General features: G+C 69.4%; 16 protein-coding genes. 6 read left to right on the forward strand and 10 right to left on the reverse strand.

Translation table 11 applies throughout. The annotated features are described in order from the left end of the window. Positions 1-10 precede the first annotated feature (10 nt). Positions 11-1,030: a type VI immunity family protein gene (locus NR798_RS04000; RefSeq protein ID WP_375770063.1), complete on the reverse strand. Its 1,020-nt coding sequence runs from the start codon at positions 1,028-1,030 to the stop codon at positions 11-13. 8 nt (positions 1,031-1,038) lie between these two features. Further along, positions 1,039-1,836, reverse strand: coding sequence for a hypothetical protein (locus NR798_RS04005; protein WP_375770064.1), 798 nt, complete (start codon positions 1,834-1,836; stop codon positions 1,039-1,041). Between the two features lie 56 nt (positions 1,837-1,892). Between NR798_RS04005 and NR798_RS04010 the strand changes: the two genes are divergently transcribed. Beyond that, a complete protein-coding gene (locus tag NR798_RS04010) occupies positions 1,893-2,738 on the forward strand; it encodes a hypothetical protein (protein ID WP_375770065.1) in 846 nt (281 codons plus the stop codon). Then, the gene (locus NR798_RS04015; protein ID WP_375770066.1) at positions 2,632-3,375 is read left to right on the forward strand and encodes an Imm52 family immunity protein; all 744 of its coding nucleotides are present in this window, start codon (positions 2,632-2,634) and stop codon (positions 3,373-3,375) included. The genes NR798_RS04010 and NR798_RS04015 overlap by 107 nt, the downstream gene beginning before the upstream one ends. A gap of 70 nt (positions 3,376-3,445) precedes the next feature. On the opposite strand, the gene NR798_RS04020 is transcribed toward NR798_RS04015, so the two are convergent. The 3 genes from NR798_RS04020 to cglB all read right to left on the reverse strand — a co-directional run bounded on the left by NR798_RS04020 (position 3,446) and on the right by cglB (position 7,328). Beyond that, on the reverse strand, positions 3,446-5,179 hold the full coding sequence (locus NR798_RS04020; protein ID WP_375770067.1) for an MYXO-CTERM sorting domain-containing protein: 1,734 nt from the start codon (positions 5,177-5,179) through the stop codon (positions 3,446-3,448). 61 nt (positions 5,180-5,240) lie between these two features. After that, the gene (locus tag NR798_RS04025; RefSeq protein ID WP_375770068.1) at positions 5,241-6,047 is read right to left on the reverse strand and encodes an alpha/beta hydrolase family protein; all 807 of its coding nucleotides are present in this window, start codon (positions 6,045-6,047) and stop codon (positions 5,241-5,243) included. A 48-nt stretch (positions 6,048-6,095) separates the two neighbouring features. Then, on the reverse strand, positions 6,096-7,328 hold the full coding sequence (gene cglB / locus NR798_RS04030) for an adventurous gliding motility lipoprotein CglB (RefSeq protein WP_375770069.1): 1,233 nt from the start codon (positions 7,326-7,328) through the stop codon (positions 6,096-6,098). Positions 7,329-7,560: 232 nt separating this feature from the next. On the opposite strand from cglB, the gene NR798_RS04035 reads away from it, so the two are divergent. Further along, a complete protein-coding gene (locus tag NR798_RS04035) occupies positions 7,561-9,150 on the forward strand; it encodes a glucose-6-phosphate isomerase (RefSeq protein ID WP_375770070.1) in 1,590 nt (529 codons plus the stop codon). 33 nt (positions 9,151-9,183) lie between these two features. Here the strand turns inward: NR798_RS04035 and NR798_RS04040 are convergent, their stop codons facing one another. Together NR798_RS04040 and NR798_RS04045 are read right to left on the reverse strand one after the other, a co-directional pair. Next, the gene (locus NR798_RS04040; protein ID WP_375770071.1) at positions 9,184-10,665 is read right to left on the reverse strand and encodes a DUF2252 domain-containing protein; all 1,482 of its coding nucleotides are present in this window, start codon (positions 10,663-10,665) and stop codon (positions 9,184-9,186) included. 117 nt (positions 10,666-10,782) lie between these two features. After that, the gene (locus NR798_RS04045; RefSeq protein WP_375770072.1) at positions 10,783-11,109 is read right to left on the reverse strand and encodes a hypothetical protein; all 327 of its coding nucleotides are present in this window, start codon (positions 11,107-11,109) and stop codon (positions 10,783-10,785) included. Between the two features lie 128 nt (positions 11,110-11,237). Between NR798_RS04045 and NR798_RS04050 the strand changes: the two genes are divergently transcribed. Continuing rightward, positions 11,238-11,978 (forward strand): NAD(P)-binding domain-containing protein, encoded by a 741-nt coding sequence (locus tag NR798_RS04050; protein WP_375773720.1) that lies wholly within the window; start codon positions 11,238-11,240, stop codon positions 11,976-11,978. Here the strand turns inward: NR798_RS04050 and NR798_RS04055 are convergent. Beyond that, positions 11,962-13,074, reverse strand: coding sequence for a hypothetical protein (locus NR798_RS04055; protein WP_375770073.1), 1,113 nt, complete (start codon positions 13,072-13,074; stop codon positions 11,962-11,964). The genes NR798_RS04050 and NR798_RS04055 overlap by 17 nt on opposite strands. Positions 13,075-13,165: 91 nt before the next feature. Next, positions 13,166-13,363, reverse strand: a complete 198-nt coding sequence (locus tag NR798_RS04060; protein WP_375770074.1) for a hypothetical protein — start codon at positions 13,361-13,363, stop codon at positions 13,166-13,168. A gap of 230 nt (positions 13,364-13,593) precedes the next feature. Between NR798_RS04060 and NR798_RS04065 the strand changes: the two genes are divergently transcribed. Together NR798_RS04065 and NR798_RS04070 are read left to right on the forward strand one after the other, a co-directional pair. Continuing rightward, entirely contained in the window at positions 13,594-13,998 is a 405-nt protein-coding gene (locus NR798_RS04065) for a response regulator (protein WP_375770075.1), read from the forward strand. A 185-nt stretch (positions 13,999-14,183) separates the two neighbouring features. Continuing rightward, positions 14,184-14,585 carry a two-component system response regulator gene (locus tag NR798_RS04070; RefSeq protein WP_375770076.1) on the forward strand — a complete coding sequence of 134 codons (402 nt, stop codon included), beginning with the start codon at positions 14,184-14,186 and terminating at the stop codon, positions 14,583-14,585. 9 nt (positions 14,586-14,594) lie between these two features. Here NR798_RS04070 and NR798_RS04075 read toward each other — a convergent pair whose 3' ends face one another. Then, positions 14,595-15,941, reverse strand: a complete 1,347-nt coding sequence (locus tag NR798_RS04075; protein ID WP_375770077.1) for a haloacid dehalogenase-like hydrolase — start codon at positions 15,939-15,941, stop codon at positions 14,595-14,597. Between the last annotated feature and the right edge of the window lie 6 nt (positions 15,942-15,947).

Below are 15,947 nucleotides of genomic sequence, written 5' to 3' on the forward strand. Positions count from 1 at the left end.
GCACCCCCTCTCAATCCAGAAATCTTCTCCACCAGCGACTCAGCTCCTCCTCGTCGTTGGTGCGGCCCTCGCGGCGGAGCCAGCCCCACGGAAAGGGCTCCTGCCAGCGCTCCAGGACACGCGCGAGCTCACGGTATGCCGGGAGGTCCTGGCCCCGGGTCAGGTCTCCGGCTTCCGGGCATGGTCCCAACGTGACCACGGCGCGCTCCCCGCCGAGTTCCCGCACGGTGGTGGTGGGGGAGTGGAGCCGGGCTCGGAGGCTTGCGACTCCGCCCAGCTCACCAAGCACGGGCTGCCCGAGAAAGTTCAGCCAGTGGATGCCGTCCAGCCTGTTGCCCAGGTTGTCGTGAATGCTGGCATCGCGGATGTCGAAACCGGGGTGGCGGAAGATGACCGGGCGAAGCCGTTCCAGCTGGCCGTCCACCGAGGACCAGGTGGAGAGCGCCAGGCCCGCATGCCCCGAGGCGAAGGGGAGCTGGGAGGCCATGTCGAGTGCCAGCTCGTGGATGAAAGCGTGCCCACGCTCCTCCAGGAACTCGGTCGGCAGGGTGACGCGGAGGACACTCACGCTGCCGCGGGGCGGCTGCCGGGAAGGGATTCTGGCGTGATAGCCAAAGTAGAAACCACTGTCGCCGCGGCCGGTGATGCTGAAGTAGGGATCCGCCCCCTCCTTTTCCGGATAGAAGGCCTCATCGGGCGTGTAGTCCTCGAAGTACCTGCGTACCTCGGGCCGCAGCGCGCGCCGGATGAGCTCCCAGCCTCTGTCATCGAGCCTGCTCGGCTCCCAGTCGCAGCAGGTATAGAGGGCGAGGGCCTCGGGACGGGCCGTGACGGCGCGCAGGTAGCTGTCGAGCGCTTGGGACACTCCCGCCGCGATGTCGAAGTTGTCGTGAGGGATGAAGAAGGCGATGCGAACGAGGTCCCTGACGAGGAGGCGCTCCTCGATGCGCTCGACTACGTCTGTGTCCGGGTGCCAGGACCTGGATTTGATGGGGCCCGAGACGCGGACTCGCGGATAGGGAGTAGTCATCGGCTCACCTACTGGCGATCAACGCCAAACTGAGGGGTAACGAGTGCGGGTTGGCATTGTCCGCCGAGTTCTCCGTAGGACCGCATCTGCCTCACGACGTCCACGCTCCATGGATTACCCACCTCGTAGCCGCACGGGAACTTGAGGTCGTAGATGCACTGAATCCGGGTCGCATTCCGAGTGAAGTGAATCACGATGTCCGGTCTCAGCGAGCCCGCCCACCTGTCAGTGAGGAGAACCTCCTGGGTGAATTCGTCTTTTCGAAGACGTGGCTCGATGGAGAAGTTATCGGGAAACTTCTCGGCGAGCCGGCGCTGAATGCATTCGAAGGCAGCGGCGTGCTTCAACATCCCCAGGTGCCTGCGCCAGGTAGGGGCGAGCTTGTCGCGGACGGTTGGCTCCTTTCCGCACTCGGAGTCAGGCAGGGAGCGGTCCTTTCCGAAGAGCTCGTCGTCCACCTTGGTGTTGGCCTCTCGTACACAGCCCCGAAGGATGTCCTCGACGGTGCTCTTCTGCGCTTCGTCCAGGAACTTCGAGACCGTGATGAGGCCCTGGAGGACCTCGACGGCCTGGGCAACCCTTCCGAGCACCTGGCCGGTCTGGGCGGCTGCCGGTGCGAGAATCTCTCCGGTGCTCGCGTTGACGGGGGCCGCACAGGCTGCGCCGCAAGATTGATTGAACTGAGAGCGAGAGGGCTGGGGCTGGAAGCCAGCAGCCCTCGCCGGGTACGGGGTGGTGGCGCAAGAGAGGCTGAGGAGCGCGGATGCGGAAAGAGTGAGAAGGAACCGCGCAGAAGGTGTCTTCATCGAGCGCAAGCCAGATTGAAGCGAGGGCACCGTTCACTCCCGGGCGGTGTCTCAGGTTGAGTGCCCGGAATTACAAGGAAGGACGGGTACACACGTCAAGCCACTACCACTTCGAGCGGCTGCCGCACCCCAAGGGTCAAGCCGCCGAGCCGCTGCTCTCCTTCCCCAACGGCGCGCTCGTGCTCTTCGCGGTGAGCAACAGCGAAGTCCACATGGTCACCCGTCTCCAAGGCCCGGAGACCGTCTTCCTGCCCTTCAACCAGGGCAACGACGGCGGCGCGGGCAACCCGGTGAGCTCCACCGGCGGCTACCGCACCGCGTACCTGTGGGCGCAGGTCTGGGCGCGCGAGAACTGGCTGGAAATCCTCGGGTGCTACCTCATCGCCCAGCGCGACAAGAAGAAGCAGATCTCCCGCGTCATCTTCCCTCGCTACCACCAGCTCGACGTCAACCGGAAGCTCCAGGCCGCCGTGCTCGCGGACGGGCCCGGCACGAAGTACCTCGTCCAGCACTCGGCCGGGTCGGGGAAGATGAACTCCATCGCATGGACGGCGCACTTCCTCACGAAGGACGGTACGGCCCAGCCCTGGTTCGAGGCTGGAAAGGGTTTCAAGGGACTGCTGGAACAGGCGAGGCGGCAGTCGAAAGCAGCCAGGACGCTGAATCTGCCGGTGGTGTGGGGTACGTGGCCGAAGCGGAATTCGCGAGCTTCCTTCGCATTCTTTTCGAAGAAAATGGATGGGACAACATCACCGTCCACGTCAGGCCTGCGGCACGGTAGGGGAAGGAACTCGCATGCAGGAGAGATACTACGTGGGGGCATACTGGGGCCCGCGCGAGGAGACGGCGCTGGAGTGTGCCCGACGCGCGGAGCTCTTCTTCCACATGCTGGCGCGGTGTGACCCGACGTTCGTCCAGTGGTACCGGGGTGGACGTGGCGCCCCCCGCGAGCTGCCCGGTCACCCTGTCCGCCCCGTGGCAACCGAGTGGGAGCAGTTGTTCCTTCGCGGCATGAACCGCACGGACGCCGATAGAAAGGTCATCGAGGACCTCGGGTTTCGCGAGTACGTGTGGAATGCGAAGAGAGGACGGACTTGCGTCGAGCTCCACTGCGGTGAGTACTCGCCCTTCGGAGCGGGAAACACCTGCCTGATCTACCCGCCCGAGGAGGGCCCGGGGCGGGAGCGGATATTGGCCGCCCCGGTGCTGGCCGAGGTGCTCACCAGCGTGGCCACCGCGTGGGATCCGGACTTCGCCATGGTGAGCTCGACTGAAATGGTGCGCCTCGTCCAGAAGCGGAAGCGGGAGGTGCGCGTGGGCTGGCTGACGTACCTGTCGCGCCGCCTGGGCTCCCTGCCGCCTCTGCCCGCCCCCGTGCGTATCGAGCCGGTGGGGACGCTGGGCTGGCTCCTCGTGCTCTCCCCAGAGCCCATGACGGCCAGCAACCCCGAGCATGTGGCCTTCACCGCCCGCGTGCGCGAGCTGCTCGACCGGGCGCGGCTCATCGAACGTCCGACACCGGGAGCCTCCAGCGAGTGAGACGCCGCGACGACCCTCACCCCCCGCCCTCTCCCAGAGGGAGAGGGAGCATGCGCAACCCGCTCGTTCTCTAGCGCGAGCGCCTGCTGCGGTCGTGCAGGATGAAGCCAAGCGCCGTGAGCAGCAGCAGGGCCGCCGTGGGCACGCCTCCCTCCGGGCCCGCGGCACAGCCCCCCGTGCCTGGCTGCGGCGCCACATTCCTGTCGATCACCCGCACGGTGACGGTGTCCTCGCTGGTCTGTCCTCCGGATTCCGTCACCTGGAGCCGGAAGGTGAGCACCGTCTCCTCGTCCACCTCGGGCGCGTTGAACATGGCCCTCGGGCCCGACTGCAGGAGGTTCACCGTGGGGCCTTCGCCTTCCACCTGCGTCCAGGTGTACGTCAGCGCCGCGCCCTCCGGAGCCGTCGATTCCGAGCCGTTGAGCGTCACCCCACTGCCCTCGCGGACCACCTGGTCCTCCCCCGCCCGCGCCACCGGCGAGAGGTCTCGCACCTTCACCGTCACCACGTCCGGTGCGCTCGTGTTCACTCCGTCGCTCACCCGCAGCTCGAACTGGAGGTCCGTGTCGCCCACCACGTCGGGCGCGAGGAAGGTGGGGCTGGACGCGCTCGGGTCGCTGAACGTCACGGACGGGCCCTGGGTCTGCGTCCATGCGTAGGTGAGCGGGGCGCCCTCGAGATCCGTTCCGCTGCCGGAGAGCGTCACGAGCTGTCCATCGTCAACCGTCTGGTCCGGGCCCGCGTCCGCCACGGGCACCCGGTTGCTGCACTTGCCCCGGTGGGCCACCAACGTGGTGAAGGGCGTGTTCACCACCCCCTCCAACTGGAGGTTGTCCAGGTCCCAGCCCGTGGCGCCCGTGCTGTCGTCCGTGCCGATGCGGAAGCGGAGGCGCACCGCCTTCCCCGCGTACGTGGTGCCGAGGCTGAGGGTGGCCTCGGTGAACGCGGGGTACCCGGGACTCTGGCCTCCATAGGCCCGTCGACCCTTGAGCGGGTTGACCCCTCCCGCATCGATGGTCGCGTTGTAGGTGGGGCTCACGGAGGCGCCGACGTCCGCCCAGCTCTTCCCATCATCCTGGCTCAGCTCGATGACGGCACCGTCGAAGTAGAAGCCCGCGGGGCTCGCCTCGAAGGCGTAGCGGTGCTGGAAGATGACGCGGAACGCCTCCGTCGCCGACACCTGGAGCAGCGGCGAGACGAGCGAGAGATCCGTGGTCACCTTGTTGTTCGGTCCACGGAAGAACGTGTTCGCGCCCGCCGAGTCATACTCGCGCGCCCAGGACGTGCTGCCCACCGGGGGGAGGGTGATGGTCCACGGGTGAGGGGTGGACTCCACCGTCTCGAGCGTCCCCTGTAGCTTGTCCGTGTTCACGCGGTACGTCACCGTGTGCGTCTTGTCTCCGGGCACCGTCTGCTCGTCGTCCCGGTAGGCGATGTTCAGGGAGATATCGCGCGGGGTGGCGGCGCCCGAGAGCGCCACCGGCAGCTCCGCGCTGACGGACGCGGACGGATCCACGGGGGGAAAGTACACCGTCGGTCCCTTGGGGAAGGAGATGTCCGGGTCCGCGCTGGAGAGCGTCATGCTCGTCAGCTTGAGCCGCTCGGTGCCGCTGTTGCGCAGGGTGACGCGCATGCGCGCGCTCTCGCCCGTGTCGAGCACCCCGTCATCATCACAGGACGCCGTCACCGGGCCGTCGAGCAGCTCCACGCTGCCGAACGTCACCTCCTTGCCAGCGGCGAAGGTGAAGGCCTCCATGGGAGTGAGCAGCAACAGGCCCAACAACGCGGCGATGCATGGCTTCACGATACGGCCTCCAGGGTTCAGGGGCAGACCCCTGGACTCTACCTCCCCTGGCCGCCGGACTTCACATGAGCGAGGCCACCGCCTCGACCACTCGCGGCCACTCCTTCGCGCGCGGGTCGATGACCTCGAAGTGCTCCGCGCCCGGCAGGCTCACGAGCTTCACACTGTCCCCGAGCTTCGTGGCGCGCTCGTGGTACCCGGTGCTCAGGGTGAGCGGGACGATGGTGTCCTCGGCCCCGTGCACCAGCACCTGCTTCACCCCCAGTGGCAGCAGCGCCGCGGGAGAGGCGAGCTCGTAGCGCTCGGGCACCTGCGCCGGAGTGCCACCGAGCAGCGACTCGACGATGCCGTCCCCCAGCCGCAGCTGGAAGGCGCGCTCCAGGTCCACCACGCCCGCCAGTGACACCGCGCCCCTCGGGACGAAGGGCTTCCCGGTGTACAGCGGCTGCCCCGGCTTCAGCTTCCCGCGCCCCGCGAGCCACAGCGCCAGGTGTCCTCCCGCCGAGTGCCCCAGGAGCACCACGCGCTCGAGGTTCAACGGGTAGCGCGTCGCCAGCGTGCGCAGGTAGTCCGTGCCGTGGGCCACGTCCTCGAAGGTGCCCGTCCAGCCGCCATCCGGGTGGCCCACCCGCCGGTACTCGAGGCTCCAGGTGGCATAGCCCCGCTTCGTGAGGTCCGCGCACAGGTGGCCCACGTGCTCCAGGTCGTACCGGGCCCGCCAGAAGCCACCGTGCACCATCACCACCACCGGGTGCGGACCCTCGCCGCGCGGCAGGCGCAGGTCACCGAACTGGTGGGTGAGCTCTCCGTAGGGAATCCGCGCGTCAGCGGGCGGCGCGGGGGTCTCGAGCATCCAGGGCTGGCTCATGGCGGGCGATGATGGGACGGAGCGGGTGTGCGTATCAAGCAGGCGGCCTCACCGCGGGAGGACGATGCGGACCTCGACGCGCGCGGGGTGGGCGGGCGAGGAGCCCTGCACCCGGGCACACAGCGAGCCCAGCAGCTCCACGCCCACCTTCTCCTTCAACCGCCACGTGTCGTCACCCTCGCCGAAGCTCTCCCCGTTCACGAGGACGCGTGCCAGCCGCGGCGACGGGGGGAACTGGTCGGGGGCGAGCTCGATGAGGCACGGGTCTCCCTCGAAGCGCGCGCTGATCTGCCGCAGTGCGTTGGCGAGCTCGTCCTGGTTGGCCGCCTGGTAGTAGCGGCGCTGGCACAGCCCGAGGCCCAGGTCGCAGGCGTCCCCCGTGCCGCAGTCGGCGTTCGTCTGGCACTTGCGCGCGAAGCCGCCAGCCTCGGCCATGGCGTTGAGCACCACGGGCCCCTGGCCGGACGCCGTCTCCGCGCCGAAGCCGATGACGATCGTCTGGATGTCCCGGTCCCGCAGCGTCTTCACCGCGCTCACCGAGCCGTCCTGGTCCAGGCAGCCCAGCCGCTCGAAGGGGCCCGTGCACTCGGTCAGCGTGCAGCGGCACGCCAGCGAGGAGCCCGACGCGGCATGGTTCTCGTTGCAGTTGGGCAGGCCGTCGGTGAGCAGCAGCACGAAGTCACCGCGCTCGTCCGTCTGGAGCTGCGGCAGCGAGCCCACGTACTGGAGGCTCGAGCCGGTGGGCGTGCCGCCCGTGGGCCCGCCCCGCGTGTGGTTGGGAATCTTGTGCAGCTCCGCGTTGACCGCCAGGGCCTGCGCCTGCAGCGCGTCCGGACTGTCATCGGCGGGCAGGTCCAGGGTGAGGGCGTCCGAGCCGCCGCACTGCTCGCCCAGGAGCAGCTGCTTGCCGGGATAGAGGGCGAGGCCCATTCGCGCGAACGCGCCGCTGGCGCTCAGGAAGGAGTCCATGGCGCCTTGGAGGGCGCTCCAGCGCGTGGGGCAGCCGGCGGGACACCCCTCGCCCCGGCAGAGCACGCCCGAGGTGGGCGAGCGGCAGAGGGGGTTGGAGGGATTCATCGGCTCGAGCATGGAGCCGGACGTGTCCACCAGCAGCATCACGTTGGGGGTGCTGCCCCGGGCGACGATCGTCCGCTCCACCGACGGCACGGAGATGGCGGCGGGGGGCACGGGCTCGAAGTCGTACGTCTGGCAGCCGGCGGCGAGCGCGGCGCAGACGAGCAGGGAAGGGAGGACCGCGGAGGTGTGCAACCGGGTGGGCATGGGTGCTCCTGGGGTGGGGGCTCGGCGATGTCCGGCGGACAAGGGAGCGCACCGGGAAGGGCGAGGGCCTCGGCCGGGAGTGCCGGTTGCGAGGCGCTCAACGCTCGGGCGGCCCGGGTGTTCAGTGTCAGGCCCCGGGCGTGGCACGCATCAAACCCATTCCCCCGCACGGGCCCATGGCGGTAGGAACGGGCCGGACGAACCCAGGGATTCGAAGCCGAGGGGAGATGCGATGACCGAGCGTCAACTGTGGGAGCGCTACAAGAAGTATCTGTGCGGGGTGGAATCGTTGGGGCTGACGCTCGACGTGTCGCGGATGAACTTCGCCGACGACTTCCTCGAGCGGATGCGCGGCCCCATGGAGAAGGCCTTCGATGCCATGGCCGCGCTGGAGAAGGGCGCCATCGCCAATCCGGACGAGAAGCGCATGGTGGGCCACTACTGGCTGCGCGCCCCCGAGCTGGCTCCCGAGCCGGGCCTCACGAAGGAGATTCGCGACACGGTGGCCGCCGTCCGCGCCTTCTCGGACGACGTGCACGCCGGCCGCGTGAAGCCTCCGAAGGCGGACCGCTTCACCCGCGTGCTGCTGGTGGGCATCGGCGGCTCGGCGCTGGGCCCGCAGCTGGTGGCCGACGCGCTCGGCACGGCGGCGGACCGGATGCAGGTGTTCTTCTTCGACAACACGGACCCGGATGGAATGGACCGCGTGCTGGCGCAGCTCGGTGACAGGCTCGCCGAGACGCTCACGGTGGTCATCAGCAAGTCCGGCGGCACCAAGGAGACGCGCAACGGCATGGTGGAGGCCGAGCGCGCGTACCAGCAGAAGGGCCTGGACTTCGGCAGGCACGCGGTGGCGGTGACGGGCGAGGGCAGCGAGCTGGACCGCTACGCCAAGAAGGGCAACTGGCTGCGGACGTTCCCCATGTGGGACTGGGTTGGCGGGCGCACCTCGGTGCTGTCGGCGGTGGGCCTGCTGCCGGCGCGGCTGCAGGGGTTGGACATCGACGGGATGCTGGCGGGCGCCCGGGACATGGACGCGGCGACGCGCGAGCGCGACGTGCTGCGCAACCCGGCCGCGATGATGGCCCTCATGTGGTTCCACGGCAGCAAGGGGCGCGGCGAGAAGGACCTCGTCATCCTCCCGTACAAGGACCGGCTGCTGCTGCTCTCGCGCTACCTCCAGCAACTGGTGATGGAGTCGCTGGGCAAGGAGAAGGACCTGGACGGCAAGGTGGTGAACCAGGGCCTCGCCGTCTACGGCAACAAGGGCTCCACGGACCAGCACGCGTACGTGCAGCAGCTGCGCGAGGGCGTGAACAACTTCTTCGCCACCTTCGTGGAGGTGCTGAAGGACCGCGAGGGAACGTCCATGCGCGTGGAGGAGGAGTTCACCAGCGGCGACTACCTGCTGGGCTTCCTCCTGGGCACGCGGCGGGCGCTCTTCGAGAAGGGCCGCGAGTCGATGACGCTCACGGTGCCGGACGTGAGCGCGCGGACGCTGGGCGCCCTCATCGCGCTCTACGAGCGGGCGGTGGGCCTGTACGCGTCGCTGGTGAACATCAACGCGTACCACCAGCCGGGCGTGGAGGCGGGGAAGAAGGCGGCCGGGGCGGTGCTGGAGCTGCAGCGCAAGCTGCTGGCGAAGCTGCGCGGGGACAAGGCCAAGGGCCACACCGCGGAGGAGCTGGCCACGGCGGTGGGCTCGCCGGACGAGGTGGAGACGGTCTTCAAGGTGCTGGAGCACCTGGCGGCCAACGCGGACCAGGGCGTGAAGCGCGAGCCCGGTGCCAACCGCTTCGAGACCCGCTTCCGCGCGGGCTGAGCACGGCGGGAGGAGCCCGGGGGCCACGGCGCATCAGTGCACGAGCCCCCGCTCCGCCTCGCGGGCATGGGCCTCGAGGAAGCGCGCGTAGTCCTCGTCCATCTGGTCCGCGTAGGCGACGGCGAAGTCGGCCACGGCCTCATCGAAGCAGGGGCCGTTGCCGAGGTAGCCGGCGATGGTGGCCGCATCCCCGGTGCGCGCGTGCGCCCGGGCCAGCGTGGCGCCACAGGCGTCCGCGTAGTCCAGGAACGCGCCCGCCGTCATCTTCTCCACGTCCAGCGAGCCCTTCATGTCGCGCAGCTGCCGGACGTAGAAGGCGCCCATCCCCTCCACCTCCGTCCACCCGAGGAACAGGTCCGAGAAGGCCTGCAGCCTCCGCTGGCCCACCACCACGCGCTCGCCCGCGCTCCTCGCGCCGCTCGGCCCCAGGTAGGGCTCGAGCACCGACGCCTGCGCCTCCTTCACCTGCAGCACCAGCGGATCCCCCGCGCCGTTGCCCTCGCACAGCACCACGTAGGCCTGCATCCCCACGCTCCCCACGCCCACCACCTTGAAGCCCCACTCCAGCCGCTTGTAGCGCAGGCACAGGTCGCGCACCGCCCCATCCAGCGAGGCCAGGTAGCCCTCCGTCAGCTGCTTCATCCGCCGGTGCAGCTCTCCCCGGGAGATGCCCAGCTTCACCGCCGACAGCGGGAAGAGCAGGGGCGGTTGGTACGCGAGGTGGCGCCGCCCGCCGTGCTCCTCGGTGAGCTTCTCCACCGCGTGGGCACTGGTGTGGCGGCGTGCCTTCTCCGCGGCCTCGGTGGCGACCGGCGCGGTGCGGCGCGAGGCGTGCGCCAGCTCCGTCACGTCCATGCGCAAGGACCACACCTCCAGCAGCCCCGCCGTCGCCAGCCGCCGCATCATCCGCCGGTAGGCCCTCACCGCCCACCGCGCCGCCTTCCTCGCGCACCCGGGGCCGAACCCGTTGCACCTCGCCGCCACCACGCAGCTGGCAGCCAGGCGCTTCACGTCCCATTCGAAGGGCCCGGGCAGCGTCTCGTCGAAGTCGTTGAGGTCGAAGATGAGGTGGCGCTCCGGCGTGGCGAACAGGCCGAAGTTGGCCAGGTGCGCGTCCCCGCTCAGCTGGCACCGCAGGCCACTCACCGGCGTGTGCGCCAGGTCTCCCGCCATCAGGAAGGGCGTGCCGCGCAGGAAGGCGAAGCTCGACTCCGCCATCCGCTCGTGGCGCACCGGCACCAGCCAGGGCAGCCGCGTGGCGTCCGATTGCCGCAGCTGCTCGAGCGGCTTGCGCCCCCGGAAGGGCCGCCACCGGGCATGGGCACTCCGGGGATAGCGCTTGCGCAGCGCCCGCCCGGCTTCCATGCGCTCGTCGATGCTCCGCGCGTCCGGCTTGGGCAGCCGGGAGGCGGCACGCGTCCGGGGCGTCCGGCGTACCCGCTGCTGGGGCTCGGCGGAGACGAGCGGGACCTTCGCGGCCCCCAGGTCTCCCAACGCTGTGTCCTCCTGCTCCATGCGCGTCGCGCTCCTGACGAGCAACGGTGCGGCGGGAGGGGAGGACTCGGAAGCCCCCGTGCGAGGTGCTGCCTGCCTGCCCGCTCGGCCCAGGAGCGTCCTGGGCCCGGGTTCGGTTCAGTAGGAGATGCAGGTGATGACAGCCGAGCCGTACAGGTCGCCCCCGCAGGAGCTGTAGGGGCTGGTCGAGCTGGCCACGCACCGCGAGCCGAAGCTCTGGCAGTAGGTAAAGGAGTACTGCTTCCACCCGTCGTAGTTCATGCAGCCCGTCGTCGTCTTCACGTCACTGGTGGCCGGACACGACTGGGCCTGCACCGTGCCCCCCGAGGTCTCCTGGGGCGCGGCCTGCTCCGGCGCGCCCGGCTCCTCCATCCCGGCCCCGCCACAGCCACCGAGCACCAGCGCCGCCGTCACCACGGTCCACCGCATCGCGCGCTTCATCATCGCTCCGTGCCTCCTGTTGCGTCGTTCGTGTGCCGACACCCGCCCCGGCATCGCCTTCAATGAAATGGAGTCTTCCAGGAAAATCAAGTCATACTGGTTTTCTCGTGAGGGGCGGGCGGGTGTTCGTCATGCGGCTCGCGCGGGAACACTCCTGGCCTGACGCCGCTCTTCACCTTAGAAGACGCAGGGCAACGGACCAGGAGAGTCACATGGCAACCCTTGGATTCATTGGCGCGGGACACATCGGCGGCACCCTGGCGAAGCTCGCCATCGCCGCCGGTTACGACGTGGTGCTGAGCAACTCACGCGGCCCGGAGACGCTCTCCAGCCTCATCGCCGAGCTCGGCCCGAAGGCCCGGGCCGCCACGCCCCGCGAGGCCGCCGCGGCAGGGGACATCGTCGTCGTCACCGTTCCGCTCAATGCCTACAAGTCCGTCCCCGTCGAGCCGCTCGCGGGCAAGCTCGTCATCGACACCAACAACTACTACCCCGGCCGCGACGGCCGCATCCCCGAGCTCGACGCGGAGACGACCACCAGCAGCGAGCTGCTGCAGGCGCACCTGCCCCAGTCCAAGGTGGTCAAGGCCTTCAACGTCATCTACTTCAAGCACCTTGAGGAGCATGCGCAGCCCGCGGGCTCGAAGAACCGCCGCGCGCTGCCCATCGCCGGCAACGACGCCCAGGCCAAGAAGACCGTGGCCGGGTTGATCGACACCTTCGGCTTCGACGTGCTCGACACCGGCCCCCTCTCCGAGGGCTGGCGGTTCCAGCCCGACCTGCCGGCCTACTACCATCGCCACAACGCCGCGGAGCTGAAGGAGGCCCTCGGCAAGGCCCGCCGCTACGCCGAGCTCAAGCAGCGGGATTGACCGAGCCTTCGTACCAGGTGCCCTCCGGCTCGGCGACGTGGCGCTCGAAGCCCGCCCGGAGCCGCTGGAGGGCGGCGTCCTTCACCTCGGCGTAGCGCAGGGTGACCCGGTCCGGAGACCAGTCGAAGTCCACGCTCCCCTGGAGGAGGAACTCCGTGAAGGCATCGAGCAGCGGCAGGCCCGCGGCCTCCTCGGCGAAGAGGAACTGGCCCGCCTGATTGACCTCCAGGAAGACGTAGCGGCCGTCCGGGCGGACGATGAAGTCGAAGCACCCGAAGACGAGGTCCAGCTTTCGCATCAGCGCGAAACACTGTGCGGCGATGTCCGCGGGCAGCTCGAAGGGCTCCATCCGCAGCTCCTCCTGGGCCCTGCGCCAGTCGAGCCTTCCACCCCGCGTCTCCTGTGAGCGCAGCCGGGCCGTGAGCGCGCGCCGGCCCATCATGGTGACGCGCAGCTCGTAGGCCTTGGGCACGCGCACCTGGTAGATGCCGGGCACGGCCCGCAGCAGCGCATCCTCGACGAGCCGCTCCTCGGTGAGCACGCTGGTGAAGGGCATGTAGTAGCGCTCGTCGTCCCTCCAGGCCGTCATGTTGAGCGGCTTGTAGATGACCTGTCCGGGGTGCTCGCGCAGGAAGGCGCGAAGCTCCTCCGGGTCGTTCGTGTAGAGGGTGTCCGGCACCTCCAGCCCCACGTCGAGCGCGGCCTGGTGCTGCCGGAGCTTGCTCGTCCGCATCAGGGCGTGCTGCGGGTTCACCCAGAAGGCCCGCGGTGCGAGCGTGTCGAAGAGCGCGCGCCGGAACGTCTCGCACCCGAGCTCCACGAAGGGGCGATCCGCGGGATGCAGTGGCAGCCCCTCGAGCACGAACGTGGGCCGGCGGTTCCACACGGTGTCGAGGGCCTCGCCGGACACGTCGAGCTCCGGCCCTCGGAGCCGGACCGAGCGCTGGCGGCCCGTGAAGGAGACGGTCTCGGTCGCGCGCGAGGGGAAGTCGGAGGTGTGCCAGAGGAGGGCCTCCGCGCCCTTGCGCGTGAGGGCCTCGGTGACGGCCGCGGCGTGGAGGTCATTGGGCTGGGAGAGGATGAGAATCGTCTTCATGGGGAGGGGAGGCGGGGGCGGAGGTGATGCGCGGCCGGACGGAGCGGGCCCCTCCGGCCGCGGGAAATGCGGAGGGTGCGGGTGGCGGCACTCAGTCGCCATCCGCCTGGCCCGGCCGGCCTCCGGTGAAGTCCAGGTTGCCGCTGTCCTGGACGGTCTTGGTCCCGGTCGCCGAGGCGAGCATCACTCCCTGGCCTCCGCGGACGTGGCCGAGCTCCTCGGCGAGCACCCGGCCAAGCACCCGGCCCGGCAACTGCTGCACGGCGAGCTTCTTCTCGGTCTTCTTCATGGCGTGTCTCCTCTGTTGGCCCCGAATGGGCCTCACAGGGAGCTACGCGGGAGGGACCCCTTTGGATTTTCGGGCCCGTACGGGACAGAACGTCCGGGCTATCGGTTGGTGCACACGAGGAGCCCCGCTCTGTTCAGCGCCCGTCGTCACGCGGGCTCTTGGAAACCGAGACTGGCGGCGCGCGAGGAAACACGGAATGGAATGAATCCAGGCAAGTCCAGGGGGTCCTCGTGAAGCACACCGTTCTGCTCGTGGAAGACAGTCACACCATCCGCCACATCCTCAAAATCTACCTGCTGAAGCTCGACCTGGTCTTCCTGGACGCGAGCGGGGCCGAGCAGGGATTGCGGTTGCTGGAGACGCACCACGTGGACCTCGTCATCGCCGACGTCAACATGCCCGGTGGAATGGATGGGCTGGAGTTCGTGCGCCGGGCGCGCGCGAGCGAGCGGGAGCTGATGCGCCGGGTGCCCATCGTGCTGCTCTCCGGCGGCAAGGCGCCGGACCTCGAGTCCAAGGGCCTGCGGGCCGGCGCCTCCGAGTTCGTGCGCAAGCCCGTCTCCATCGACGCGCTCGCGGCCGTGGTGCGCCGCCATCTCCCCCTGGCCGAGCCCCTGGAGCACCTTGTCGCCTGAGGTACTCCGTTGCCGTCGGTTGTTGAACACCGCCGCGTGCCCTCGGATCGACACCCGCCGGGTCTTCCGGGATTCTACTGACTACCGCTTCCGCCACCGCACGGCTCACGCAACCCCTCGCACCTGCAAGGGATTGAGCGGCTTCGTGTACGCGGGAGCGCAGTCAGGGATTCGCGGGGGGATCCATGAAGCGCACCGTGCTCATCGTCGATGACAGCGACACCATCCGGCACATCCTCAAGGTCTATCTGACGAAGCTGAAGCTGGAGTTCCTCGACGCGGACCGGGCGGACCGGGGGCTGCGGCTGCTGGGCTCAAACCCCGTGGACCTCGTCATCGCCGACTTCAACATGCCGGGCATGAGTGGCCTGGACTTCGTGCGCCAGGTGCGCGCGGACACGCGGCCCGAGGTGAGCCGCGTGCCCCTGCTGATGCTCTCCGGCGGAAAGGCGCCGGACCTCGAGCAGCGCGCGCTCCAGGCTGGCGTCTCCGAGTTCGTGCGCAAGCCCATCTCCAGCGCCGCGCTCTCGGCCGTGGTGCGCCGCCACCTGTCGCTGCCCGAGGACGTGGACGGCCTCGTCGCCTGAGTGCCCCGCTCAGGGCAGCGCGTAGACGCTGTCCGCGTAGTTCTGGGTGAAGCGGTTGCCCTGCTCATCGGTGATGGGCTGTCCGGCCGCGTCCAGGGCGGTGGTGCAGGGGTAGCTGGCCGTCTGCTGCGCGCGGGGCTGGACGAACATGGGCTGCACCAGCCACGAGCCCTGGTGGTTCGCGTACGCGTTGCACATGAGCTGCACCTTGTTGCGGTTGATGGCCAGCTTGAGGTGCGTGGCGTCCTGCACGAAGGCGAGGTCCGTGTCCGAGTCCCCGGCCGCGAACACCTGGCGCGCCTGCGCGTCCGTCTGGCGCGTCAGCTGCCGCTCCGCCGGCTGGCGGAAGATGACCTTGTTGATCCAACAGCGCTTGCCCTGGTCGTAGGTGATGAGCGTGTCCGCGCCATCGGCCACGCCGCCGCAGCCCTGGAAGTGGGCCGTCACGCGGCCCTGGGCGTCCGTCATGCTGCGGATGCCAATCACCCGGTTGGGCTTGATGCCGGTGAGCTCCTCGGAGATGGCGTCGATGACGAACTGGGGCGAGGCGGTGGCCACCCAGACATCGAAGCCGTTGGCCTGCAGCGTCTCGATGAGGTCCACCATCTCCTCGTACACCTGCACGTGGTAGGCGAGCCCCGTGGTGGTGCCCACCGTCTGGGTGGTGCCCGGCGGGTTGAAGGCGTTCTCCGCGTAGGCCGAGCGGGCGAAGGCGCGCACCTCCTCGGGGGTGTAGCCGGCCTGCAACTGCGCCACCCAGGCATACGCGGTGTTGAGCGTCAGGGTGATGGGGTTGCTCCAGGCGGCCTGGCCCGCGCGCGTCTGGCCCCGGTTGTAGATGCTGACGAGCTCGTCCGCGCAGCCCGGGCCGGTGCTCGTCGGGAGGGGCTCGCCCGGGTTGGCGGCGGCGTCACACGCGCCGTTGAGGGCCGCGCGGGCCTCGGGGGTGAGGTGGCGGCTGGTGGTGCTCCAGTCCTTGTCCGAGGGCTGGAGCACCTTGTCGTGCTTGAGCATCCAGAAGAAGGTGGCGTCGCCCAGGTCGTTCTTCACGACGGTGTTGTCCCAGTCGAACACGGCCACGGGGCGGTTCTTCGGATCGAACGTGGGGCTGGCGATGCCCAGCGAGGAGATCATCGTGTTGATGCGGGTGCGGTTCTCCGGGAGCCAGCGCCCGACCTTGTCGTCCAGGAGGCGCACCGGGGTGGGGACGCCGTCCCTGCCCGGCGTGCCCTGGGGGCCGGCGGCGCCATCGGGGCCCTGGGGGCCCTGGCAGGCGAGGACACCACTGGCGAGGCATCCGGCCAGGGCGAGCGTGGAGAGACGGAAACCCGCGCGGTTTCGAAGGGACGATGGCATGGGGCT

The organism is Archangium gephyra (assembly GCF_042230915.1).
GTDB classification, from domain to species: Bacteria; Myxococcota; Myxococcia; order Myxococcales; family Myxococcaceae; genus Archangium; species Archangium gephyra_B.

Coding starts and splice junctions, on each gene's coding strand:
- NR798_RS04000 (WP_375770063.1), bottom strand. CDS start 1,030: ATGACTACTCCCTATCCGCGAGTCCGCGTCTCGGGCCCCATCAAATCC.
- NR798_RS04005 (WP_375770064.1), bottom strand. CDS start 1,836: ATGAAGACACCTTCTGCGCGGTTCCTTCTCACTCTTTCCGCATCCGCG.
- NR798_RS04015 (WP_375770066.1), top strand. CDS start 2,632: ATGCAGGAGAGATACTACGTGGGGGCATACTGGGGCCCGCGCGAGGAG.
- NR798_RS04025 (WP_375770068.1), bottom strand. CDS start 6,047: ATGAGCCAGCCCTGGATGCTCGAGACCCCCGCGCCGCCCGCTGACGCG.
- cglB (WP_375770069.1), bottom strand. CDS start 7,328: ATGCCCACCCGGTTGCACACCTCCGCGGTCCTCCCTTCCCTGCTCGTC.
- NR798_RS04035 (WP_375770070.1), top strand. CDS start 7,561: ATGACCGAGCGTCAACTGTGGGAGCGCTACAAGAAGTATCTGTGCGGG.
- NR798_RS04040 (WP_375770071.1), bottom strand. CDS start 10,665: ATGGAGCAGGAGGACACAGCGTTGGGAGACCTGGGGGCCGCGAAGGTC.
- NR798_RS04045 (WP_375770072.1), bottom strand. CDS start 11,109: ATGATGAAGCGCGCGATGCGGTGGACCGTGGTGACGGCGGCGCTGGTG.
- NR798_RS04050 (WP_375773720.1), top strand. CDS start 11,238: ATGCGGCTCGCGCGGGAACACTCCTGGCCTGACGCCGCTCTTCACCTT.
- NR798_RS04055 (WP_375770073.1), bottom strand. CDS start 13,074: ATGAAGACGATTCTCATCCTCTCCCAGCCCAATGACCTCCACGCCGCG.
- NR798_RS04060 (WP_375770074.1), bottom strand. CDS start 13,363: ATGAAGAAGACCGAGAAGAAGCTCGCCGTGCAGCAGTTGCCGGGCCGG.
- NR798_RS04070 (WP_375770076.1), top strand. CDS start 14,184: ATGAAGCGCACCGTGCTCATCGTCGATGACAGCGACACCATCCGGCAC.
- NR798_RS04075 (WP_375770077.1), bottom strand. CDS start 15,941: ATGCCATCGTCCCTTCGAAACCGCGCGGGTTTCCGTCTCTCCACGCTC.